Consider the following 24,070-nt stretch of genomic DNA (forward strand, 5'->3'; position numbering starts at 1 on the left):
TCACCCCTTACGCCTTTTGAAAGACCCAAGCCCCGTCGTCGCGCAAGCTGCGCGTGGCCAGTCCCGTCTGGTAAAGGTGCGACAAATGCGCAAAAGCTTCAACCATCGCCAACCCGTATTCGCCCTCACCGATCTTGCGCTTGAACAACGGCGCATAGCATTCGGTGGCCGATTTGGGTGTGTCGATATACTCCAGCAGCCGTTTCAACGCACCGTGGTGGTTGTCGATCAACTGGCGCATCCGTGTGGGCAGGCCGGTAAAAGGCAGCTTGTGCCCGCCCAGAACCAGCTGATCCGCCCGCGCCAGTGGCTCCAGCCGCTCGCAGGCTTCCAGCCATTCGCCAATCGGGTCGGCCATCGGTTCGGTCGCATGAACGCCAACGTTGGGGCTGATCGACGACAGGATCTGATCGCCAGACAGCACCAGATTGTCGTCACGGCTCCAGAATGTCGCGTGTTCCGGCGCGTGGCCGTTGCCCATGTGAATGTCCCATGTGCGCCCGCCGATGCGGATCGTCTGGTCCTGCTGGATGCGGGTATAGCCCAGCGGCATCGGGGCCACGATATCGGCAAAATTGAACGGACGCTCGGCGGCGCGTTTCTCGTACAGCTCCGGGTCCATCCCGGCGCTGCGATAAAACGCCAGCGTTTCGGGCAAGGGCGTTGCCTGTTCGTCCAGAACCAGCATCCGCGCCATCAGCCATGCGGTGCGCGTGGTGACCAGTTCGGCCCCGAATTCCGCCTGAAACCAACCCGCCAGCCCGATATGGTCGGGGTGGTGGTGCGTGACAATCACGCGGCCCACCGGCTTGCCGCCCATCGGCCCTGCCATCATCTCTTGCCACAACCTGCGAGTCTTGCCGGTGTCAAAGCCGGTGTCGATCACCGTCCAGCTATCGCCATCATCCAGCGCATAAATGTTGACGTGGTCCAGCTTCATCGGCAGCGGCAGACGAAACCACAACACGCCCTCGGCCACTTCGACGGCGGTGCCGTGTTCGGGTGGTTCGGGCCAGGGGTATCTCAGCCCTTGGGGTGCACCATCGGCCATCAGGCGGCCAACTCGTCAGCGCTCAACGCCATCAGCGCCTTGGCACCGGCCTGCGCATGTACCAGCAGCCCTTCATGCTCGGGCAGCAGACGCTGGATGTAGAAACGCGCCAGCTTTTCGCGCGGCCCGCCCACGGCGTCCGCCAAAGCGGCTTTCAGATGCAAATGCCCGCCCAGCACCCGCGCAAAGGCGCGCAGGTAAGGGACCGCACCGGCAAATCGGTCTTCCATGTCCTTTTGCTGCACCAGCCATTCGGTCGCCTCGCGCAGGTTCTCAGACGCCTGCCAGACGGCCTCGCCCATGCGCGGGAACCGCTCGCGGGCAGCCTCGGCCTGTTCCTCGATGGCGTCGATCAGGGCGTGCGCCGCTTCGCCGCCGTCCATCATCTTGCGTGCCACAAGGTCCATCGCCTGAATGCCGTTGGTGCCCTCGTAGATCGAGGTCACCCGCACATCGCGGTAAAACTGCGCTGCGCCGGTTTCTTCGATAAAGCCCATGCCGCCGTGCACCTGCACGCCCTGCTGGGCCACGTCGATCCCCACGTCGGTGCCGAATGCCTTGGCGATGGGCGTCAGGAACGCCGCGCGCGCTTTCCATTCAGGTTCGCCCGTGGCGGTGTGCATGTCGATGGCCACGGCGCACGACAGCGCAATGGCCCGCGCGGCGAACACGTCCGCTTTCATCGACGCCAGCATCCGGCGCACATCGGCGTGGTCGACAATGCTGCCCGTCGGGCCTTGGGTCTTGCCCTGCTTGCGGTCCAGCGCATAGGCCAGCGCGTGCTGGAATGCGCCCTCGGCGATGCCGACCCCTTGGGTGCCGACGCCCAGTCGCGCGTTGTTCATCATGGTGAACATCGCCGCCATGCCACCCTGTTCGGGGCCAACCAGCCAACCCCGCGCGCCGTCATATTGCATCACGCAGGTGGGCGAGCCGTGCAGGCCCAGCTTGTGTTCCAGGCTGACCACCTTCAGGCTGTTGGCCTTGCCGGGGTTGCCGTCGGCATCGGGGATGTATTTCGGCACCAGAAACAGGCTGATCCCCTTGGTTCCCGCCGGTGCGCCCGGCAGACGTGCCAGCACCAGATGGCAGACGTTGGCGGCAAAGTCGTTGTCGCCCCAGGTGATGTAGATCTTTTGCCCGGTCACGCTGAACGACCCGTCACCATTGTCCTCGGCCTTGGTCGACAGCGCACCCACGTCCGATCCCGCCTGCGGTTCGGTCAGGTTCATGGTGCCGGTCCATTCGCCGCTGATCAGCTTGGGCAGATAGGTTTCCTTCAGCGCGTCACTGGCATGATGTTCCAGCGCCTCGATCTGGCCCTGCCCCATCAGCGGCGCCAGTTGCAGCGCCAGACAGGACGCGCTCATCATGTCGTTCACGGCTGTGTTCAGCGCCATCGGCAGCCCCATGCCGCCATGCTCGGGGTCTGCGGTGATCCCGATCCAGCCGCCATCGGCAATTGCCTTGAACCCTTCGGCAAACCCGGGCGAGGTCCGCACAACACCGTTTTCCAGATGCGCAGGGGTCAGATCGCCGTTGCGTTGCAGCGGGGCCATGACCTCTTCGCACATCTTGCCCGCCTCGGTCAGGATCGCGGCGGTCACATCACTGCTAGCCTCTTCGAACCGATCGGTGGCACGCACCTGGTCCAGTCCAACCACGTGATCGAACAGAAAAGTGAAATCATCAACAGGGGCGCGGTAGGGCATGGGTAACCTCCTCAGAATAGCGCCACACCCTTGGCAAGGCCCTGAGCAGTCTTTATGCGGGCGACGGGGGCAGCTTTGCGCGGTAACATGGGCTTTCCCGCCCCTCTAAGGCAACACCAACGCGGCGTCACGCACGGATCACATGAACCAGACCGAAACCCTTCATTTGCACCCTGATGCAACAGGTCTAGCCCGGGCTGCCGCCTTGCTGGCCGATGGGGCCCAGGTCGCCTTTCCCACCGAAACGGTCTATGGGCTGGGCGCCGACGCGCGCAACGGGCAGGCGGTGGCAGGGATCTATGCCGCCAAGGGCCGCCCCAGCTTCAACCCGCTGATCGTGCATGTACCGGATGTGGCAACCGCCAAAACCTTTGTGCAGTGGACCGACACCGCCGACCGTCTGGCGGCCGCCTTCTGGCCCGGCGCCCTGACGCTGGTGCTGCCGCTGGCTGCGGGGCACGGCCTGTCGTTGCTGGTCACCGCGGGTCTGGACACCGTGGCGATCCGCGTGCCGCATCATCCAACGGCACAGGCGTTGCTGCGCGCCGCGCAGATGCCTGTCGCCGCGCCATCCGCCAATGTCTCGGGCCGCATCAGCCCCACCATCGCACAACACGTTCTGGACGGCCTGTCGGGCCGCATCGCTGCCGTGCTGGACGACGGCCCCTGCCCCGTCGGCGTGGAAAGCACCATCCTGTCGCTGGCAGGCACCCCCACGCTGTTGCGCCCCGGCGGCCTGCCGGTCGAGGCCATCGAGGCGGCCTTGGGCCACCCCGTCAGCCGCGACGCAGGCGACGCCATCACCGCCCCCGGGCAACTCGCCTCGCACTATGCACCCGGGGCCACGGTCCGCCTGAACGCCACCAGCGCCCACACGGGTGAGGTCCTGCTGGGCTTTGGCAAGATCGCGGGTGATCTGACCCTCAGCGCCGCGGGCGACCTTGCCGAAGCCGCCGCCAGCCTGTTCGATGCGCTGCACCAGCTTGACCGCACCGGCAAACCCATCGCCGTGGCACCGATCCCGCAGACCGGTCTGGGTGCCGCCATCAACGACCGGCTGAAACGCGCCGCCGCCCCGCGCTGACGCACTTCATCTTGCCCGATAAACTCCGGGGGCGCGCCGCAAGGCGCGGGGGCAGAGCCCCTAAAGCACCGCTGCAAACTGGGTGCACACCTGCGTCTCGAACGCCGACGGCGCGTCTTTGTCCCCCGCCAGATAGCGCTGCAAATGGAACCGGAACGCCGCGTCCAGCATCAGATAGCACGCCTGCGCCCTCACCTGATCCGCAGGCTGGTCCAACCGGTCCAGCAAACGCATTACCAGCGCAATCATCGCCGCTTCGATTTCGAAGACCACCTCTTCGAATGCCGGATCGAACATCGCCTGCGACCGCACGTCATACCACAGCCGGTGCGTTTCGGCGTCGCGGCGGATCGACAGGGCCAACCCCTTGATAAACCGCTCGACCAGCTTGTCGGGCGCATCGCCGGTCTGCACGATCGCATCCATCTGCGCCACGAACCCTACTTTGTAGCGGCGCACGCAAAAGCCGATCAGATCGACCTTGTCCTCGAAATAGTAGTGCAGCGTGCCCACCGCGACCCCCGACATCGCCGCGATGTCGCGCAGGCTGGTGCGCGCATAGCCAAGCTGTTTCAGCGCGGTGATCGCGTTGTCGGCCAGCTCTTGCTTCTTGCGCGCCCGCTTGGCGGATTTTGCATCCGCCTGTTGGCTCAGTCGTTCGATTTTATCAAGCTTGGTCAATACCCTGGCCTACCATCCGGTCAGCCCCGCAAGGCGTTTATGAAGATTGCGGGCAGCTTAAACCAGCTTGGCCGGTGTTGAAAGCGGGTCAGCAGCTTGCCCACCACATGTTGACGGCGGTTCGTCACGAACCACGGCGGGCGTGGCAGCAGTGTCATGCCACCCGACAACAGGTTGCGCGGAAAGGGCCGCCATGGCGCACGGATCACCACCCGCTCGGGCTTGTCGAACATGAAGGTATTGTGCACAAATCCGATCCCGCTCGACACGTCCTGCAAGCTATGCCCCGGAAACGCGCCCCACGGGCACGCTGTCGAAAGAAAGGCCAACCCTGTCCACGCGTTGATCGCGATGGTGCCATAGTGCAGCTCGGCGATGATGCTCTCGAACCGCTTGCGCCCGATCTGCCGGATCGTGGCCGGGTGGATCAGGATGTTGGCCCCCAGCGTGCCTGTCAGCGTTTCATTGGCGTAACGCACCGCTTCGATCAGATAGGCCGCCGGATCGCGGCCCGCAATCTCGTGTGTGGACAAGGCAGGGGCAAAAACCTCGTTGCGGGCAAACCAGCCATCCCCATCCGCAGGTGCCACGATGCACGCAGGTGCGCTGCCACGGTCGAACTGCTCGGCCCCGGGCGCATGATCCCCGAACGATTGCATCCGGTCCTCTGCGCCCGGATAATACGCCTGACGCGCGTCCAGTCCCGCCATCACATCGCGCAGATTGCCCAGCAGCTTGCCCTTTTGCGGCCAGTCGGCGGGCAGGATCAGCATCTGGCACGCAACGCAGTTAAAACCCGAGTTGTGCAGTTTCTGCGTCGCCAAATGCTCTGCCTGAAACTGCAAATCCGCATCGCTCCAGTGCCCCGGCACCACAATCGTCGGACACACCGCGCCCAGCTCTGACGTAATCGGTTTGTCGATCTTTGGCGTTCCGGCGCGCTTGTTGTCCGCACCTTCCTGCCCCGCGCCCCAGACGATCATGTCATGCGACGCAGCGGCACCGGTAATGTGAATTTCGTCCACCTGCGGATGCGTGCACAGATAGCCCCCCACCTCGGCCCCGCCGCGCACAATGCGCAGCGCGTCACGGTCGATCAGCGGTTTCAGCGCGGCCTCAAGGTATTCCGTCAGATAGTCGTTCACCGGATTCATCTTCAGGATAACCACCTGATGTTCGACAAACAGCTTTTGAAAGGCATCCAGCGGCGCGATGGAGGCGATGTTGCCCGCACCCAGCACCAGCGCCACCTTGCCCTCCCGCTGCCCAGGCGGGGTGTCATAGGCCTGTGCCGTGTGCTGCGCCAGGTTGGCCGCAGTCACGTCGGGCTGCATCCAGACATCTGCCGTCACACCCGACAACAGCAATCTGTCCCAGATCGAATGCGGCATCACACGCACCGCCAGTTGCCCGTTCGCCGTCTGCCGTGTCGGAAGCGCCGCCAGAAACGCCTTGCCCTCCATCTGCGACAAGGTCTGGATCAACCCGTTGCAGGCCGACATCACCGCATAAGGCCCCGAGGTCCATTCCTCGCCCACCAAGGCCGAACCTGACGGGATCAGTTTGTGCCGCGCCGCCGTTTCGGCCCAGCCTTCGGACACCTCAAGCAGCCGGTCCTTGATCTCGGACAGGATCGCGATGCGCTCGGCGTTGGGGGTGCGCGCCCATGCGTTCCTGGACGTGGACAAAACCCCCAGCGCCGCATCAAGGCCGCTGAAATCGGGGGCAATCTTTTGCGTGATCTGGTTCATGCGCCTGCGCCCTCCAGCAGTCCGGCGTCAAAGCACTTCAGCGACTGGCGCGTCATCGGTCTAAGCATCCTCATCCTTTTCATTGCGCAGCCACCGCGGCGGTCATGTCGCCCTTGATCATCTCGGCCGCGCGTTCCGCGATCATGATGGTGGGGGCATTGGTGTTGCCGCCGATCAGGTCCGGCATCACCGACGCATCAACAACCCGCAACCCGTCAATGCCGTGCACACGCAGTTGCGGATCGACCACCGCCATGTCGTCGATGCCCATCTTGCAGGTGCCGACGGGGTGATAAATCGTATCGGCACGGGCGCGAATGTGGGTTTCCCATTCGGCATCGGTCATGTTGTCGGTCACGCCGAACAGCTCTTTGTGGCAGTAGTTCTTCATCGCCGGCGCTTGCAGGATTTCACGCGCCATCTTGGCGCCCTTGATCAGCAGCTCCAGGTCGCGCCGGTCGGACAGAAACTTGGGGTCGATCCCCGGCGCCGCCATCGGATCGGCGCTTTGCAAAAACACCTCGCCCCGGCCATGCGGGCGCAGCACACAGACGTGCAGGCTGTAGCCATAGCCCAGATGCAGCTTGCGCGCGTGGTCGTCGACGATGGAAATGACAAAATGCAACTGGATGTCGGGCCGGTCCAGCGCCGGATCGGTTTTCAGAAACCCCGCCCCTTCGGCAAAGGGCGTGGCGATCATGCCGGTGCCATCCTTGCGCCATTTCAGGATATGCTTGGTCAGCCCGATGGTGCCCGCCAGACCGATGCCAAAGTTGTCGGTGTCCTTGGATTTGCAAGCAAGGATGAAATCCAGGTGGTCTTGCAGGTTCTTGCCCACGCCGGGCAGGTCGTGCAGCACCGTAATTCCGTGACGGCGGATTTCCTGTTCCGGCCCGATCCCCGACAGCATCAACAACTGCGGCGAGTTGAAGACGCCCCCCGCCAGCAGCACCTCGCGGGTCGCGCGCACCTCGTGATCCTGACCCTTTTGCCGGTACGCAACCCCGACCGCGCGCTTGCCTTCCATCACGATCTTGGTCGCATGGGCGCCGGTGATCACCGTCAGATTGCTGCGGCTTTTCTGGACAGGGTGCAAATATGCCGCCGCCGCTGAACACCGCTCGCCATTGCGGGCCTTGTCGTGGAACTGGGTGACTTGGTACAAGCCCACACCCTCGTTGTCGCCGGTGTTGAAATCGGCCACCTCGCGGTGCTGGCGTTCGGTCGCCGCCTGAACAAAGGCACGGGTGATCGGGCGGGGCGATTTCTGGTTCGACACCTGCAAGGGCCCGGATGCGCCGTGATGGTCATCGGCCCCGTCTTCGTTGTTTTCCGATTTCTGGAAATACGGCAGGCAATCGTCCCAGCCCCAGCCCTCACACCCTTGCGCGGCCCAACCGTCGTAGTCCGACTTGTGCCCGCGAATGTACAGCATCGCGTTGATCGCGCTGGAACCGCCCAGCGCCTTGCCGCGCGGCTGATACCCGCGCCGTCCGTTCAGGCCCGGCTGCGGTGTCGTCTTAAAGGCCCAGTTGGAAATCTTGCCATGCCCCGGCAGCATCCCGACAACCGCCGCAGGGGCGCGGATCAGCATGTGATCGCCCTGCCCGCCTGCCTCAAGCAGACACACGGTAACGTGGCTGTCCTCACTCAATCGCGCGGCAAGTGTCGATCCCGCCGACCCTCCGCCCACAATGACATAGTCGAACGACTTTTGCGTCGGCATGATAATCTCCTCCCTGAAACGGCGCCTCCCAGTGCCGGTCAGAAAATTGGACGATTAATCTGGACATATGTCCAGTAAAATTTTGAGGGTTATTTAAGCCATTGATAATAAACTATATATTTTGAATGAATGGAGCCGACTCTGTTCTCTCTCACAGATCAAGACAGGTGTTTGGCCCGGCAACAGTAAAACCGCGCTTTACCGCCGCCACCACATCCACACCCCCAAAAGCATCAAAACAGCCCCAAGGATGAAGGTCGGCAGAAAAATCTGCAACGCTTCGAAATCGCTCCAGTTCAAGGAAAATCCGCCGCAGCCGGTCGGGTTCATTCCGCAGCCGAACCCGTTCAGGTAAACCCAACCGGCAAAGGTCACGCCAAAGACGACCAAACCTGTGATAAAGACGATCAAAGCTTTCATGGGCACATCAGTGCATCACGGTCAGACCCGTTGCAACGGTTTTGCGCCGCACCCCCCGGATCAGGCCCGTCCCGCCGTCCCCGACAGGCCCAACGGATCAACGCCCAGCGATTTCAGCGCGCTTTGCCATTTCTCGGAACTGTTGCCAAAGACAAGGTCACTACGGGCGTCGCAGGTCAGCCAGCCGTTCGCCAGAATCTCCTGCTCTAGCTGCCCCGGCCCCCAACCGGCATAGCCCAGCATCATCAGCGACTGCGCCGGACCCGCGCCGCGCCCGATGTCTTCCAGAATGTCCTGCGTGGCGGTCATGCCAAAACTGTCGCCGATCTTCAGCGTCTGCAACTGCGAGGTGTAATCCCCCGAATGCAGCACGAACCCGCGCGAGCTTTCGACAGGTCCGCCGAAGTGCACCGGCATCTGGCGCACGTCCGGTGTGACCTCGATGTCAAACTGTTCCAGAACCTCGCCCAGCGCCAGATCCTGCGCAGGCTTGTTCACGATCAGCCCCATTGCGCCCTTGGCGGAATGTTCGCACAGGAAAACCACCGAATGATCGAACCGCATGTCCCCCATACCCGGCATCGCCAGCAGCAGCTTGCCCGTCAGTTCCATGCCTTGATCCGTCATTGCCATCCCGCTGTTGTGCCAAAGTTCAACTCCAGAATGGGCATAGCGCCGCCTGCGTGCAAGGGGCAGCGCCGGCATCGGGCGAAACAAAGGCTGATGAAAACGTGACTTGGCAATGTTGCGCGCACAGGTCAAATAACGGGCATGTTCCACATCCGCGCATTCCTCGCAGCCCTCGTGCTGGCCCCGCTGGTCGCCCTTTTGGGCGTGGCACCTGTTACGGCTGAAGAATCCCCCATCTCGGGTCAGGTTATCCAGGGCTGGACCTTGCCCGACGGACGCATGGTGGCGGGGCTGGACCTGACGCTGAAACCCGGTTGGAAAACCTATTGGCGCGCACCCGGCGACGCGGGCATCCCACCGCAGTTCGACTGGTCGCGCGCGCGCAACGTCGGCAGCGTGTCGATCACATGGCCCACGCCGCATGTGTTCCACCAGAACGGAATGCGCTCGATCGGGTACAAGGATCACGTGGTGATCCCCCTGCACATCCAGCCCAAGGCACCGGGCCGCCCCGTGCGCCTGCGCGGCGAAATGGACCTGGGCGTGTGTTCGGACATCTGCATTCCGCACCGGCTCGACTTTGACACCACTCTGGATGCGGCCCCCGTCAAACCCGTGCCAACCCTTGCCGCCGCATTGGCCCAAGCCCCCTTTTCGCGCCGTGAAGCAGGCGTGATCGCCGCAACGTGCACCCTGCGGCCCCTGGACGACGGCATGGAAGTCACCGTGCGCGTGCAGGTCCCCTCGTCCGGCGGCACCGAGGTCGCAGTGATCGAGCCGAACATCCCCGACGTCTGGACCTCCGAGGCGCAGACCACGAGGAACGGCAACGTCCTAAGCGCCACGGCGCAGATGATGCACAACACGGGCCGCCCCTTTGCCGTCAACCGCAGTGCCATGCGCATCACCATTCTGGGCAGCAAACACGCGGTCGATATTCAAGGGTGCACTGCGGGGTAGCGGCAACGCCCGCACCTCACGCCAACTGTTCACGGTTAGCCGCGGCTTTCGAAACCAATACGCTCGGCGTCCATCGCCCTGCGCCATTCCGTCCTTAGAATATCCATGCGGCGCGGAATTTTCTCTTCCAAAACCTCGGCATCAGTCATCCGCTCGGTTCTGAAGTACCGAAACCCCGCGCGCAGTTCGCACCACGCGGCCACGATCCGACCCTCATCCCGATACCCCAGCAGGATCGGCCAGATGATGCGACGGGTGATGGCCCCATTGGCATCCCTGTACCCAATCCGAACCTTCGACCGGCTTTGGATGGCCCGACGCATTTCACCTGCCCCGAACACTTCTGGTGAACTGGATACGGGCGCGACACTGGTCGGTGGCGCAACGAAAGACATCTGCGCGTGCTCGGGTGACACCGCTGCGATCTTGGCAATCAGCTTTTCAGCCGCGCGGGCAAGCTCGGGTTCCGCACGGGTCTGCACCCATTGCGCTCCAAGAACGGCGGCGGCAATCTCGTTTGGCGTCAACATCAAGGGCGGCATGTGGAAACCCGGCTCCAGAACATAGCCAACACCCGCTTCCCCGTGAATGGGCACCCCTTGTGCAATCAGTGTCGTAACATCCCGATAGACCGTACGCTTCACCACACCCAGTTCGGTGGCAATTCGGGCCGCCGAGATCGGGTTTTGCGAGGATCTGATGATCTCGATGATTTCAAACAGCCGGTCGCCGCGCCTCATGTGTCCCTCCTTCCAGATATCTCCAGCCTACACAGACTATGCTGACAACACGTTGTCAGCATAGGTCCGGTATAGCGATGAAAATCATGTTCAAGACAGGAGATTGATATGAAGATCAAAGGAAGCTGCGTGTGCGGGGCAGTGCAATTTGCAATCGATGGCAGGCCCAGCGCGATGGGCACCTGCCATTGTTCGCGCTGTCGCAAGCTGGGCACATCCACGATCGTTTTCGTTCAACGCGAACAGTTCCACCTGCTGCGCGGCGAAAGCCAGATCAGAACGCTGAAACCGACTGAACAGTTTTCTTATGTTCGGTCATTTTGTGGCCAATGCGGCACGTCGCTGGGCGAACCCATGTCACCCCAAGACAGCTTTCCAATCAACGCCCAATGCCTTGATGACGATCCTGGCGTTCGCAACGAGATGCATGAATTTGTGAGCGACAAACCGTGCTGGGCAGCGAGTCTTCATTCCGAAGACACAGCGTAAGCTAAAAAATGCAACTGTCTCGGCGTCGCCACTGCGTTGCGCCCAGACATCCCCAAACCTCAGCCAACCCGCCGCGCGCGTGCCATCTGATAGCCCACCGCCGCCAGCACATAGACCGCCGCCACGGCCCCCAGCAGCCCCACGACAAACAGCACCAGTGCCGCCGCGCCGGGCGACGCCGCCGCCAGCGACGGCGATAGACCAGCCACCACAGGCCACATCGCGCCCGTCACCAGAACCGGCCCCACGGTCACCGCACCCCAGACCAGCACCGCCAGCCACAGCGGCACCAGCACCAACCGCAGCCCCCGCGCCCGCACCCCACGCCGCATCGCGCGCACTTGCCGTGCCACGTCATGCTGTGCCGCCATCAGCGCAGGCACCACCAGCAGCACCAGAAACATGCCGAAACCCAAACCATAGACCAACGTGATCACCGTGGGCTTCAGAAACTGCGCCTGTTGCGATGTCTCGTACAACAGCGGCGCCATGCCCAGCACCGTGGTCAGGGTGGTCAGCATCACCGGTCGCAACCGGTCTGCGGTGCCGTCGATGATCGACGGGATCAGCCCGCGTTCGGCGGCATATTCGTCGATGGTGGTCACCAGAACGATGGAATCGTTGATGATGATCCCCGTCATCCCCAACAGGCCGACCACGGTGAAAATGCTCATCGGCACGCCCCAGACGTTGTGACCATAGATCACCCCGACCAACCCGAAGGGGATCACCGCCATCACCACGACGGGCCGCGTCCAGCTTGCGAAAATCCAAGCCAGCACCAGATAAATCCCCGTCAGGCACAGGATCAGCCCGGTCAGCGCCTCGCTCAGGAATGTGTCTTCCTGTTCGCTCAGCCCCGCCAGCCGGAAATCGACCTGCCGTTCCGATGCGATGCGCGGCAGGATCTCGGTTTCCAGCGCCCGCCCGATTTCGGCAGCGCGGGCTGGGTCGTCTTCGGAAATGTCGCCGGTGACCGAAATCAGCCGGATGCCGTTTTCGCGGCGCACGGTGGAAAAGCCGGTGCGCCGCTCCACGCTGACAATATCAGCCAACGGCACATAGGTGCCCGCTGTGGTGCGCAATTGCGTCCGCTCCAGAAAATCCGCCGTCAGCTCGTCCTCGGGCAACTCGACCCGGATCGCGGCACTGCGCGGCCCGTCGGGATAGGTCGCCGCCTCGATCCCGTTCAGCCGGTTGCGCAGCACCCGCCCCAACGTGTCGATGGTAAAGCCCAAGACCTGCCCCTGCGCCGTCAGGTCCAGGATCAGCTCTTCCTTGTCATAGGCCAGGTTGTCCTCGACCGCGCTCACCTCGGGGTATTGCAGCATAGCACGTTTCAGATCCTCGGACGCCGCCTTGAGCACATCGGTGCTGGCGCCATAAAACTGCACGTCCAGCGCATCGCCCCCCGGCCCCGACCGCCAACCGCGAAAGCTGACGGTTTCGGCCAGCGGATGCGGCACCACCATATCTTGCAGCTCTGACACAAAGGCAGAGGACGAATAGGGCCGCAGATCGGCGTCGATCAGTTCGATCGAGATACCGCCCAACTGGTCGGCATCCTTGGTGTCAGCCCCCGCCAGCGCCCGCCCTGCGTTGCCGCCGATCTCGGCGATCACATAGGCGATGGGGTTGCGGCCATACCGTTCCTCGTAAGACGCGCCCAAGGCTTCGGTCGCCCGTTGCATTTCGCGCATCATCTCCAGGCTGTCGGCACGGGTGGCCCCTTCGGCCATGGCAAAGTTGCCGGTCACCGACCCTTGCTCGGGCGCGTTGAAGAACCGCCACTGCACTTTGCCGTCGATGAACAAGGCAACCTGGCTGGCCAGCACCACCAGCACCCCCGCCAGCACAACATAGCGGGCAAAGACCACGGCGGCCATGAACGGGCGAAACAACCGGTCGCGCAACCATTCAAAGCCACGGTTGACGATCTTGGACGGCAGGTCGATGCCCGCGCTGCCGATGCGTTGCACAACCGCCGCTTTGGCCCGGCGCGGCAACAGCACGAACACCACCGCACATCCCGCCAGCGTATAGGCCGCGACGCGCAAACCGTCCCAGACGATCGACGCCCACAGCCCGTCTTCGGGCCGCGTGATCCACGCCCACAGCAGGATCGCACCGCCACCGATGAACACCGCGCCGGTCAGCAGACCAACCGCCAGCTTGGCCAGACTGAACCGCGACTGTCCGTCAGGCCGGATGGCATGGGACATATGGTGCGGCAGGATCAGGAAACATTCGATCAGCGACGCCAGCAGCACCACGATCACCGTATAGGGAATGTCGCGGATCAGATCGCCAAAGCGTCCGCCCACGGCCACCAGCCCGAAAAACGCAATCACCGTGGTCAGCGTGGCCGCCACCACCGGCATCGCCATGCGCCGCGCCGCGGTTTCCGCCGCGACCACCGGGGATTCGCCGTAATGGCGGGCCCTGTGGTCCGCATGTTCGCCCACCACAATCGCGTCATCTACCACGATCCCCAACGTGATGATCAACCCGAACAACGAGATCATGTTGACCGTCAGCCCGCCCACATACATCAGCGCAATCGCCGCCATCATCGCCACAGGTATCCCCGCCGCGACCCATATCGCGGTGCGCGCGTTCAGGAACAGGAACAGCAGCGCCACCACCATGCCCAGCCCCATCAGCCCGTTGTCGATCAGAATATCCAGCCGCGCGGAAATCTCCTCGGCGCGGGTGCGGATCAATGTGACGCTGACCGCAGGCGGCAACGTCGCCTCCAGCGCTTCGGCCACGGTCTCGACACTGTGCTGCACTGCGATGGCGTCGCCCGTTTCAGTACGGTCCACGCGGATCGACACGGCCGGATTTGGCCCCACGAAATAACCGCGCGACCGGTCCACGCCGCTTTGCTCGACCCGCGCCACATCGCCCACGGTCAGCTTCGAACCATCAGGATTCGACCGCAGCACAATGCCGCTGATCTGCTGGGCGCTGCGCTTTTCGGTGCCTGTGCGCACCCGCGCATTGGCCCCCGTCACATCGCCCGCCGGATTGGCGTCGACCTCGGCGGCAATGGCCGCAGCGATGTCGGCCATGCTGACATCATAGGCAATCAGCCGTTCCGAGGGCACTTCGACCAGAACCTGCGGTGCGGCCACGCCGCGAATGGTGGTGCGTGTGACCCCTTCGGCAAACAACCGCGCCACCAGCTCGTCCGCAAACAGGCCCAACTGTTGCGGTGACACGGGGCCAGTGATGACCACATCGGTCACCCGATCCCGCCACGCGCCGCGCCGCACAACCGGATCGTCGGCCTCGTCCGGCAAGGTGGTCACGGCGTCCACCGCTGTTTGCACGTCATCCGTCGCGCGGCCCATGTCCCAACCCGGTTCGAACTCCAGCGAGATCGTCCCGCGCCCTTCCGACGACGTGGCGGTTGACCCCGCCACGCCCTCGACCGCCAGCAACACCGGCTCAAGCGGTTGCACGATGCCTGCATCCACATCTTCGGCACCGGCACCGGACCACGTGACGATCACCGTGACATTATCGACAATCACATCGGGCAGCGATTGCGCACGCATGTTCGGCATCGCCACGATCCCCGCCGTCAGCATCAGCACCAGCAGAAGGTTCGCCAGCGTCCGGTGACGGGTGAAATAGCTTAGAATGCCGCCAGCGGCGCGGGGGATCTCGCGGGCCATGCTCAGCCGCCCATCCGGCTTTCGATGCGTTCAACCATCTGCGCGGGCACCTGTGGCTCGGCCAGTTGCGCCAGAACGCGGGCCTTGGCGTCTTGCGGCATCCGGTCGTTGGCCTCGACAAAGGCCACCAGACGCGCGCGGCGCTCTTCGCTCAGCTCCAGCATCTCGGGCACGGCAGGGGCGGCCTGTTCGCGGCCGATACGCAGCGGGGTCACGGCAATGCCCGCGCCCAGCAGGGGTGAACGCGCCTCGACCACCTCGCGGCCTTCCAGCCCGTTGCCACGCACCAGCACCGTATCGCCCTGACGACGCAACAGCGTGACGCTGACGGTGTCCAGCCTGTTGCCCTCGCCCAGCACCAGCACCGTATTGTCCGCGCCCAGCGCCGAAGACGGCAGGCGGATCACGTTTTGCAACTCCGGCTCTTCCACCGCGACCGTCACAAAATCACCTGGCTTGAACCCACGCGCATTGTCCAATCGGGCAAAGACCAGCCGCCCGGTTTGTGCCTCGCCCGCCTCGACGCTGGCGCGGCTGATCACGCCGGTGGCTTGCAAATCAATCCCCGCCACGTCCAGCGTTGCCCGAACCGGCGCATGCAGCAATTCGCCCGCATCGTCCAGCAAACGCACATATTGCGCGGTGGACACGCGAAACGACACTTCCAGCGCGTCGGGATCAATCAGGTCGGCAAGCTTTTCGTTGGCTGACACCAGCCGCCCCAGCGCCACATTGGTCAGGCTCAGCGTGCCATCAAAGGGTGCGCGCAGCGTGGTATCGGCCAGCCGCCGCTGCGCCTCGGCCAGCGCAATCTCGGTGCGCGCCAGCGTGGTGTTGGCCTGATCAATCCGCGCCTCGGCGGATGTGACCGCCTGCCTGCGGGTCAACACGGCCTGACGCGCAGCCGACGCGGCCAGCTCGGCGGTTTCCACCGCCGCCGCCGTGCCCACGCCGCGGGTTTCCAGATCAACCTGCCGTTGGAATGCTTTTTCGCGCAGATCGGCCTGTTCCTGCGCCGCGGCCTGATCGTCGCGGCCCAGTTCCAGCGCCCGCTGCGCATCGCGCAGGTCCGCCTTGGCGTCGGCAATATCAGCCTGCACCCGGTCCAGCGTCGATTGCGCATCCGCCGGATCAAGCTGCACCAGCACATCGCCCGCCGCCACTGATCCGCCGTCCTCAAAGCTGTCGGCCATCTCGGTCACACGCCCCGCCACCGCCGCGCGCAGTTCAAGCGTGCGGCGCGATTGAACCTGGCCGAACGTATCCAGCTCGGGCACCACATCGCCCGCTTCGGCCTTCACCAACGTCACAGCAAAGGTACGCTCGCGCGCCGGCGGTGCCTTGGTTTCACGCGACAGACGGTCCTGCACCGCGCCGCGGACCAGATTCGCGGCATACACCAGCAAAACCAGCGTCAGCGCCGTCAGAACCAGACCAATCAGGCTTTGTCTTAGAAACCGCATGTAATCATACCTATACGCCCCGCATTTACCGTCAGAGACCGGTTATCATAGCACGAATACGCGCCACGGAACCGGTCCCCACGACACTGTTACGCAGGCGCGGATCACTTCCGTCGCAGATGTTCGTCCAGACGCGGCATTATTTCGACAAAGTTGCAGGGGCGGTGGCGGAAATCCAGTTGCTTGACCAGAATTTCATCCCACGCATCCTTGCACGCACCGGGGCTGCCCGGCAGCGCAAACAGATAGGTGCCGCCCGCCACGCCGCCGGTGGCGCGGCTTTGCACGGCGCTGGTGCCGATCTTGTTCATGCTGACGATGGTAAAGACCGTGCCAAAGGCGTCGATTTCCTTTTCATAGACATCGCGGTGCGCCTCGACCGTCACATCGCGGCCCGTCAGGCCGGTGCCGCCGGTGCTGATCACCACGTCAATCTGCGGATCGGCGCACCATGCGCGCAACTGGTCCGCGATCTCGGCGCGTTCGTCCGCAATGATCCTGCGATCGGCCAGCACATGCCCCGCCGCCGCAATCCGGTCCACCAGCACATCGCCCGAGCGGTCATCAGCCAGCGCGCGCGTGTCGCTGACGGTCAGCACAGCGATGCGCACGGGAATAAACGCTTTGCTCTCGTCAATCCGGCTCATGCGCTGCGCTCCAACAGGGCCAGCCGCACCGCGAGGGCCGCGAAAATACCGCTGGTGATATAATCCAGCACCCGGCTGCCCCGCGCCAGCCGCGTCCCCAGCCCCGAGGCAAAGATGCCCACGGCCCCGTTGATCACGAAGCCGCCCAGCGCCATCACCAGCCCCAGTATCAGGAACTGCACCAGCACGGGCAGCCCGTCAGGGCGGATGAACTGCGGCAGGAAGGCCAGCACGAACAGGATCACCTTGGGGTTGGTCAGGTTTACGATCAATCCGGTGCGGAACGCCTGAATGGCACGCAATCCACCCGCCTTGCTGCGCTTGGCATCGCCACCGCGCAGCAGTTGCAGCGCCAGATACAACAGATAGGCCACGCCGGCCCAGCGGATCACCTCGAACGCGCCCGGCACCGTGGCCACCACAGCGCCCAGACCCAGCCCCGCAAGACCGGTGTGTATGAACGCGCCCAGCGAAATGCCGGCACTTGCCGCCACCGCCGCCCGTGGCCCGGACCGCAGCCCCTGGCCCAGACAAAACATCATATCCGCCCCCGGCGTCAGGTTCAGCGCCAGCGCGGCAGGCAGAAACGCCAGCAAGGTGATCCATTCGGTCATTGTCGGTTCCAATCCGATGTCACGGGGTCAGGCCCCAAGGTCAAACCAGTTCACAGTCGGCCCAAGGTTGACCACACGCGTGCCGCCAATCTGCCCCTCCTGCCCCCAGCAATCGTGAATGTGCCCGCAAAACATCAGCTTGGGCTGGATACGCTCGACCGCCGCGCGGATCGCGGTCGATCCCACGGACTCTCCGCCGCTGGTCACGTCCACCATGCCCTTGGGCGGGGAATGGCAGATCAGCAGGTCCGCGCGATCACAGCCCGCCAGCATCGCGGCGGCGGCGTCCTCGTCCAGATCGCAGGACCAGTCCCCAAAGGGCGTCGGCGGCACGCCATAGCCCATGCCGAACAGCCGAAGCCCGCCGACGTCATGCGCATCGCCATGCAGCACCGTGGCGTGCGGGGCGGCGGCGCGCAATTCGTCCACGCTTTCGGCATTTCCCGGCACCAGCACCAGCGGCGCGCGGATCCCGTCCAGCAAGGCCATCGCGCCTTCCAGATCATGACGCATGTTGCAATAATCACCCGCCCCGATCACCAGATCGGCATCGCCACTGGCCGCCACCAGATCGGCGGCCCGCGCGCGGGCGTGGTGCAGGTCGGAAAAGGCCAGTATTTTCATGCGTTCAACCGCGCCTGTATCGCCAAAAGATCCGCCCAGGCCTCGCGCTTGGCCAGCGGATTGCGCAACAGATGCGCAGGCGCAAACATCGGCATTGCAGGCTTGCCGCACACCTCTTTCCACGTGCCGCGCATCCGCGTGATGCCGGGCTTGCCGATCAGCGCCTGTGCCGCCACATTGCCCATGATCACAACCACATCCGGGTCGGCCAGCACGATGTGACGTTCCAGAAACGGGGCCAGCATGGCAATCTCGTCGCCACGCGGCGCGCGATCCTGTGGCGTGCGCCACGGCAGCGCCAGCGTGGCATAGACCGGCACATCGGTGCCCCGCCCCATGCCGATGGCCGCAAACATCGCATCCAGCATCGCGCCCTCGGCCCCGACAAAGGGCTTGCCTGCGCGGTCTTCTTCACGGGTCGGCACATCGCCCACGATCATCACCCGCGCTGCCGGATCGCCATCGGCTAACACCAGATTGCGCGCGCCCTTTTGCAACTCGCAGTGACCAAAGCCGTCCAGCGCCGCCCGCAAGGCATCAATATCGCCCGCCTGCCCCGCAGTCACCCGCGCCAGCGCAGGCACGTCCACCTGCGTTTCAACGAACCGAACCGGCCCGCGCTGCGGCTCTTTCGCCGCCGCCTTAGGCTTGGGGGCTGCGGCAGGGGTTTCATAGCGGTTGACGGGCGCATCCATGATGCATTCGTCCACCCCCAGTTCGACCTGCCAGGCCAACATCGCGGCGGCGTCATGATAGCTGAGTGATTCCATGCCCCCACTCTACGCCGCCCCGCGCCCAGACAAAACGCCTGTTGCACGCACACCGCCACCTGTGCTTGCCGCCCCCCGACGGCCCCCCTATAAAGCCCGCAACTTTGGGAGACGCGCGCATGACCTTCAAACACCGCCATCTGCTGGGTATCGAACCGCTCGCCCCCACAGACATCACGACATTGCTGGATCTGGCCGACGATTACGTCGCCCTGAACCGCAACGCCAAACATTCCGACACGCTGGCGGGCCTGACCCAGATCAACATGTTCTTCGAAAACTCGACCCGCACGCAGGCGTCGTTCGAGATTGCCGGCAAACGGCTGGGCGCAGATGTGATGAACATGGCAATGCAGGCGTCGTCGATCAAAAAGGGCGAAACCCTGATCGACACCGCCATGACCCTGAACGCCATGCATCCCGACCTGCTGGTGGTGCGCCACCCGCAATCGGGCGCGGTCGACCTGTTGGCCCAGAAAGTCAACTGCGCCGTGCTGAACGCCGGAGACGGCCGCCACGAACACCCCACGCAGGCGCTGCTGGACGCGCTGACCATCCGCCGCGCCAAGGGCCGCCTGCACCGCCTGTCCATCGCCATCTGCGGCGACATCGCCCACAGCCGCGTGGCGCGCAGCAACATCATGCTGCTGGGCAAGATGGAAAACCGCATCCGCCTGATTGCCCCGCCAACGCTGATGCCCTCGGGGATCGAAGAGTTTGGCGTCGAAGTCTTTGACGACATGGCCAAAGGGCTGAAAGACGTGGACGTGGTGATGATGTTGCGCTTGCAAAAAGAACGCATGGATGGCGGCTTTATCCCCAGCGAACGCGAATATTACCACCGTTTTGGATTGGATTCCGAAAAGCTTGCACATGCCAAGCCGGACGCCATCGTGATGCACCCCGGCCCGATGAACCGCGGCGTGGAAATCGACGGCACATTGGCCGACGACATCAACCGCAGCGTCATTCAGGAACAGGTGGAAATGGGCGTGGCCGTGCGCATGGCCGCGATGGACCTGCTGGCGCAAAACCTGCGCGCCGAACGCGCTGCCGCCTGACACTGGTCCCGCCGACCGCGCGACATATGTTGAACTGCACCCAGTATAACCCGCAAAGGGCAATCAGATGAGCCTTGCCGAGATACCCCCGATGGAACGTGGCCGCCTGCGCCTGTTCGCCATCAACAAGACCGAAACCGAAGTCCGCGCCATCCTGGACGAAGGCACCCACGGCATTCAGAAACTGCTGGGCGCGAACGACCTGAACCCCGACTATATCGAACTGTTCCGTGTGGCGGATCTGGGTGACCTGGGGCTGGATGACTACCTGCACACCGGCTACGACATCCCCCGCGCCCAGCTTGATCCGCAAGCGGGCCGCCTGCGCGCGCTCGAAGGTTATGTTCTGGTCGTGCTGTCGCTGGCCTTCCGCGATCTGAACGTGACCCTGCCCGACACGCCCAACCTGACGCTGATCGGCACCTTCGGCGCGCCGCCCGTGGAATGGACCACCACCGAAACCGTCACCAGCGCCTCGGCCGATCCGTTCAGCGGCCCGCCCAAGGCCAGCAAACCGGTGTCCGACGCAGCCATGTCGGGCCGCGTGGCAACCGTGGCCCTGTTGGTGATCTTCCTGATCACCGGCCTTGTGATATGGATCGCCTGACCTTTACCCATACCGTCCATCGCCGCGATCTGGCGCTGACAGCGGCACGGGCGCTGGTGCTGTTCTGGATGGCTGTCGCAATGGTCGCGATCATCTGGGCGCTGTCCCTGCCGGTCTGGGTATGGGCGGTGCTGGCGGTGGCATGGGTGGCACAGGCCACGCGACCCTATTGGGAAAACGGGGATACCGTGGTCGCGGTGCTGCGCGTGACCGACGAATTCCTGATCATTCAGGACCGCCGCACCACAGCAGACCAAGCCCGCACGGTTGCCCTGGGCGATATCGTCGAGGTCAACCACATCGGCAGCTTCGTCGCCGTGCGGTGTCAGGACGATCACCGCGACGGAACCTCGGTGGGGTTCAAAGCGGCGGCACCTCTGGTCCGCCGCATCCGCGAAGCCGTGGCAGCGGCAAGGCAGGCCTGATGTCGAATGTCAGGTATACTTGACCCGAACCGGACCTTAGATGTGATATGGGTCAAGGTCGGGTGAGCGAGACATAGCTGCCGCTGCCGACAGACGGCTCTATCATTGTATCGGTGTCTTTAGGCTATAATAATCAAAGATCTCCTTTGCCCGATCTAGGGCTTCAGCACGCTCTGAGTGAAAGAAAACGTTTCCTTCCCAGAATTCAACATAGTCGGAAAATCCTTTCACAAGCAATTTTGCATCCCAGTTCCCGACACTGAGCAACAGACAGAGGGTAATCAAACGCTCGCCTTCAAGATGTTCTAGAGGCGTACCAGAGAGCTGATCCTGCAAATCATCCGACAGCGGTCCTAGGAGAACACCTGGATTCTGAACAAGATAATCGTCTGGCAGATCGGGGCCTAAAACATTGAGGAAATGGCGCGTTTGGGATGGGAAACCATAGGCAAAGTGGTCGATGCAAAGCAGTCTATGTGAGCTTTTTGGTAGCCAGTCTGCTATTGCAAGAAATAACCCCGAAAACTGTATTGGGTCTGGATCAAGAAAACGCCCAATCCGGTCTAACTTAGTCGGCCCGTCGCCTACCATGTATAAGTACCGCCTGTACCATTCCTGCTCTAGGGATACCGCGTACTTATCCTCGCCCAGATACTTGACAGCGTCTGGAATATTAAGCGATTTCATTTCTAGCCGCTCGATCATTTCTGGTTTTTGGGTAGCGATAGGTTAGGTCGGGTTCAGGTGGTAGTCAATTTGGCCTCTTTCCTGCCATTCGCTGCACTCTGCGCGAAGATCCGGTTCGCTGTTTTGGGTCAGTTGATGCCGTGAAGGACAAACGCGCCTGACGTTCAACACTCACGCGCCGGCCCTCTCCCCTTTCACAACCGCCCAATCCCCGCTAAAGCCTGTGTAAACACCGGAATGAGGATGCCCCCTTGACCCTGACCCTCTTTACCAACGCCCGCCTGATCGACCCCGAAGCCGGCACCATCCACGACGGCGGCCTTTTGATCGAGGATGGAAAGGTTAAAGAAGCCTTAACGCAACCCATTGAAAATACAGAAATGTTTCGCGCGCGAAACATTGTGGACTGCGCCGGAAAGTACCTGGCCCCCGGCATCATCGACATCGGCGTCAAGGTCTGCGAACCCGGCGAGCGTCACAAGGAAAGCTTCCGCTCCGCCGGTGCCGCCGCCGCCGCTGGCGGTGTGACCACCATCGTCACCCGCCCCGACACCGATCCGGCCATCGACAATCCCGAAACGCTGGAATTCGTCATCCGCCGCGCCCGCGAAGCCGCCCCTGTGCATGTCCTGCCGATGGCCGCCCTGACCAAGGGCCGCGCGGGGCGTGAAATGACCGAGATCGGGTTTCTGCTGGATGCAGGCGCCGTGGCCTTTACCGATTGCGACCACGTGGTGACCGACACCAAGGTGTTCTCGCGCGCGCTGACCTATGCGCGGTCGCTGGGTGCGCTTGTCATTGCCCACGTGCAGGACCCGGGCCTGAGCAAGGGTGCCTGCGTGACCTCGGGCAAGTTCGCCTCGTTGCGCGGCCTGCCGGGGGTAACGCCGATGGCCGAGCGCATGGCGCTGGACCGCGACATTGCGCTAATCGAGATGACCGGCGCGCGCTATCACGTCGACCAGATCACCACCGCCCGCGCCCTGCCCGCGCTGGCCCGGGCCAAGGCCAACGGGCTGGACATCACCGCAGGCACATCCGTGCACCACCTGACGCTGAACGCACTGGACGTGGCCGACTATCGCACCTTCTTCAAACTGAAACCGCCCCTGCGCGACGAAGACGACCGTGTGGCAGTGGCCGAAGCCGTCGCCTCGGGGCTGATCGACATCATCTCGTCCATGCACACCCCGCAGGACGAAGAAAGCAAACGCCTGCCCTTCGAGGAAGCCGCCAGCGGCGCCGTGGCGCTGGAAACCTTCCTGCCTGCCGCACTGCGACTGGTGCACGCAGGGCTGATCGAACTGCCGCAACTTTGGCGGGCAATGTCACTGAACCCCGCCAACCGGCTGGGCCTGCCCTCGGGCCGGCTGACCGCCGGGGCGCCTGCCGATCTGGTGCTGTTCGACGCCGACGCCCCCTTTGTGATGGACCGTACGTCGCTGCGGTCAAAATCCCGCAACACGCCGTTTGACGGCCAGCGGATGCAGGGTAAGGTGCTGGCAACATATGTGGACGGTGCATGTGTGTTTGAAAGGGGGGCCTGAATGCCGCTGATTGAAAGCGCGACCTTTACGCTGATTCTGTGGGCCCTTATCGGCTATGGACTGGGGTCCATCCCCTTTGGCCTGCTGCTGACGCAACTGCTGGGCCTGGGCAACCTGCGCGAAATCGGCTCGGGCAACATCGGCGCCACCAACGTGCTGCGCACCGGTAACAAGACCGCCGCCGCCCTGACCCTGCTGCTGGACGCGGGCAAAGGCGTGGTCGCCGTGCTGCTGGCCCGCATCTACGCAGGCGAAGACGCGGCACAACTGGCCGCGCTGATGGCGATGCTGGGCCATTGCTATCCTGTCTGGCTGGGCTTCAAGGGCGGCAAGGGCGTGGCCACATTCCTGGGGCTGATGTGGGCGCTGGCCTGGCCTGTGGGCCTGGGCTGTAGCATCGCCTGGGCGCTGGCCGCATTCCTCACGCGCATCTCTTCCATGGGCGGTCTGATGGCGGCGGCGGTATCCACCTTTCTGCTGGTCCTGTCGGGCAATGGGTCCATGCTGCTGCTGGGCATTGCGCTGACCCTGCTGGTGTTCTGGCGCCACCGTGCGAACATCACCCGCATCCGTCAGGGCACCGAACCCAAGATCGGCCAGAAATCCTGACCCGACCCGGCCGCGCCAACCGGCAAACCGGCCCTTCGGGGAGGATTTTTCAAACCAGAGAAACAGGACGGTCCGGCCCCCAACGCGAC

23 protein-coding genes are annotated in these 24,070 nt (G+C 63.5%); 8 read left to right on the forward strand and 15 right to left on the reverse strand.

The annotated features are described in order from the left end of the window. Positions 1-7: 7 nt before the first annotated feature. Both AAC077_RS12310 and AAC077_RS12315 read right to left on the reverse strand, forming a co-directional pair. A complete protein-coding gene (locus AAC077_RS12310; protein ID WP_339770001.1) occupies positions 8-1,051 on the reverse strand; it encodes an MBL fold metallo-hydrolase in 1,044 nt (347 codons plus the stop codon). Continuing rightward, positions 1,051-2,763, reverse strand: coding sequence for an acyl-CoA dehydrogenase (locus tag AAC077_RS12315; RefSeq protein WP_339770003.1), 1,713 nt, complete (start codon positions 2,761-2,763; stop codon positions 1,051-1,053). Before AAC077_RS12315 ends, AAC077_RS12310 begins: the two co-directional genes overlap by 1 nt. Before the next feature lie 142 nt (positions 2,764-2,905). Here AAC077_RS12315 and AAC077_RS12320 point away from each other — a divergent pair, with 142 nt between their 5' ends. Then, entirely contained in the window at positions 2,906-3,847 is a 942-nt protein-coding gene (locus tag AAC077_RS12320) for an L-threonylcarbamoyladenylate synthase (protein WP_339770005.1), read from the forward strand. Positions 3,848-3,907: 60 nt separating this feature from the next. On the opposite strand, the gene AAC077_RS12325 is transcribed toward AAC077_RS12320, so the two are convergent. The 5 genes from AAC077_RS12325 to AAC077_RS12345 all read right to left on the reverse strand — a co-directional run bounded on the left by AAC077_RS12325 (position 3,908) and on the right by AAC077_RS12345 (position 9,058). Beyond that, positions 3,908-4,528 carry a TetR/AcrR family transcriptional regulator gene (locus AAC077_RS12325; RefSeq protein ID WP_339770007.1) on the reverse strand — a complete coding sequence of 207 codons (621 nt, stop codon included), beginning with the start codon at positions 4,526-4,528 and terminating at the stop codon, positions 3,908-3,910. 20 nt (positions 4,529-4,548) lie between these two features. Then, complete coding sequence (locus AAC077_RS12330) at positions 4,549-6,279, reverse strand: aldehyde dehydrogenase family protein (protein ID WP_339770009.1); 1,731 nt, start codon at positions 6,277-6,279, stop codon at positions 4,549-4,551. Between the two features lie 79 nt (positions 6,280-6,358). Beyond that, a complete protein-coding gene (locus AAC077_RS12335) occupies positions 6,359-8,005 on the reverse strand; it encodes a GMC family oxidoreductase N-terminal domain-containing protein (RefSeq protein WP_339770011.1) in 1,647 nt (548 codons plus the stop codon). Between the two features lie 198 nt (positions 8,006-8,203). Continuing rightward, complete coding sequence (locus AAC077_RS12340) at positions 8,204-8,425, reverse strand: hypothetical protein (protein ID WP_339770013.1); 222 nt, start codon at positions 8,423-8,425, stop codon at positions 8,204-8,206. 60 nt (positions 8,426-8,485) lie between these two features. Further along, complete coding sequence (locus tag AAC077_RS12345) at positions 8,486-9,058, reverse strand: YqgE/AlgH family protein (RefSeq protein WP_339770015.1); 573 nt, start codon at positions 9,056-9,058, stop codon at positions 8,486-8,488. 138 nt (positions 9,059-9,196) lie between these two features. Between AAC077_RS12345 and AAC077_RS12350 the strand changes: the two genes are divergently transcribed. Continuing rightward, positions 9,197-10,015 carry a protein-disulfide reductase DsbD domain-containing protein gene (locus tag AAC077_RS12350; protein ID WP_339770016.1) on the forward strand — a complete coding sequence of 273 codons (819 nt, stop codon included), beginning with the start codon at positions 9,197-9,199 and terminating at the stop codon, positions 10,013-10,015. Positions 10,016-10,050: 35 nt separating this feature from the next. On the opposite strand, the gene AAC077_RS12355 is transcribed toward AAC077_RS12350, so the two are convergent. Continuing rightward, a complete protein-coding gene (locus AAC077_RS12355) occupies positions 10,051-10,755 on the reverse strand; it encodes a YafY family protein (protein ID WP_339770018.1) in 705 nt (234 codons plus the stop codon). Positions 10,756-10,863: 108 nt separating this feature from the next. Between AAC077_RS12355 and AAC077_RS12360 the strand changes: the two genes are divergently transcribed. After that, on the forward strand, positions 10,864-11,244 hold the full coding sequence (locus AAC077_RS12360; RefSeq protein ID WP_339770020.1) for a GFA family protein: 381 nt from the start codon (positions 10,864-10,866) through the stop codon (positions 11,242-11,244). Between the two features lie 59 nt (positions 11,245-11,303). Here the strand turns inward: AAC077_RS12360 and AAC077_RS12365 are convergent, their stop codons facing one another. The 6 genes from AAC077_RS12365 to AAC077_RS12390 form a co-directional block, all read right to left on the reverse strand. After that, positions 11,304-14,927, reverse strand: coding sequence for an efflux RND transporter permease subunit (locus AAC077_RS12365; protein WP_339770022.1), 3,624 nt, complete (start codon positions 14,925-14,927; stop codon positions 11,304-11,306). 2 nt (positions 14,928-14,929) lie between these two features. Beyond that, the gene (locus tag AAC077_RS12370; protein ID WP_339770023.1) at positions 14,930-16,390 is read right to left on the reverse strand and encodes an efflux RND transporter periplasmic adaptor subunit; all 1,461 of its coding nucleotides are present in this window, start codon (positions 16,388-16,390) and stop codon (positions 14,930-14,932) included. A gap of 104 nt (positions 16,391-16,494) precedes the next feature. Next, entirely contained in the window at positions 16,495-17,037 is a 543-nt protein-coding gene (moaB, locus tag AAC077_RS12375; protein ID WP_339770025.1) for a molybdenum cofactor biosynthesis protein B, read from the reverse strand. Further along, complete coding sequence (locus AAC077_RS12380; RefSeq protein ID WP_339770027.1) at positions 17,034-17,651, reverse strand: LysE family translocator; 618 nt, start codon at positions 17,649-17,651, stop codon at positions 17,034-17,036. The genes moaB and AAC077_RS12380 overlap by 4 nt, the downstream gene beginning before the upstream one ends. Positions 17,652-17,678: 27 nt before the next feature. After that, a complete protein-coding gene (locus AAC077_RS12385; protein ID WP_339770029.1) occupies positions 17,679-18,275 on the reverse strand; it encodes a metallophosphoesterase family protein in 597 nt (198 codons plus the stop codon). Beyond that, entirely contained in the window at positions 18,272-19,045 is a 774-nt protein-coding gene (locus AAC077_RS12390) for a uracil-DNA glycosylase (RefSeq protein WP_339770031.1), read from the reverse strand. The genes AAC077_RS12385 and AAC077_RS12390 overlap by 4 nt, the downstream gene beginning before the upstream one ends. Positions 19,046-19,164: 119 nt before the next feature. On the opposite strand from AAC077_RS12390, the gene AAC077_RS12395 reads away from it, so the two are divergent. The 3 genes from AAC077_RS12395 to AAC077_RS12405 all read left to right on the forward strand — a co-directional run bounded on the left by AAC077_RS12395 (position 19,165) and on the right by AAC077_RS12405 (position 21,138). Beyond that, a complete protein-coding gene (locus AAC077_RS12395; RefSeq protein WP_114291911.1) occupies positions 19,165-20,106 on the forward strand; it encodes an aspartate carbamoyltransferase catalytic subunit in 942 nt (313 codons plus the stop codon). A 67-nt stretch (positions 20,107-20,173) separates the two neighbouring features. Then, on the forward strand, positions 20,174-20,713 hold the full coding sequence (locus tag AAC077_RS12400; protein ID WP_339770035.1) for a hypothetical protein: 540 nt from the start codon (positions 20,174-20,176) through the stop codon (positions 20,711-20,713). Next, complete coding sequence (locus tag AAC077_RS12405; protein WP_339770037.1) at positions 20,701-21,138, forward strand: hypothetical protein; 438 nt, start codon at positions 20,701-20,703, stop codon at positions 21,136-21,138. The genes AAC077_RS12400 and AAC077_RS12405 overlap by 13 nt, the downstream gene beginning before the upstream one ends. 102 nt (positions 21,139-21,240) lie before the next feature. Here the strand turns inward: AAC077_RS12405 and AAC077_RS12410 are convergent, their stop codons facing one another. Then, positions 21,241-21,825, reverse strand: a complete 585-nt coding sequence (locus AAC077_RS12410) for a hypothetical protein (RefSeq protein WP_339770039.1) — start codon at positions 21,823-21,825, stop codon at positions 21,241-21,243. A gap of 251 nt (positions 21,826-22,076) precedes the next feature. Here AAC077_RS12410 and pyrC point away from each other — a divergent pair, with 251 nt between their 5' ends. Beyond that, positions 22,077-23,372: a dihydroorotase gene (gene pyrC / locus AAC077_RS12415; RefSeq protein ID WP_339770041.1), complete on the forward strand. Its 1,296-nt coding sequence runs from the start codon at positions 22,077-22,079 to the stop codon at positions 23,370-23,372. Beyond that, a complete protein-coding gene (gene plsY, locus AAC077_RS12420) occupies positions 23,373-23,981 on the forward strand; it encodes a glycerol-3-phosphate 1-O-acyltransferase PlsY (RefSeq protein WP_339770043.1) in 609 nt (202 codons plus the stop codon). Positions 23,982-24,070: the final 89 nt, after the last annotated feature.

This window comes from uncultured Pseudosulfitobacter sp. (genome assembly GCF_963976325.1).
GTDB lineage: Bacteria > Pseudomonadota > Alphaproteobacteria > Rhodobacterales > Rhodobacteraceae > Pseudosulfitobacter.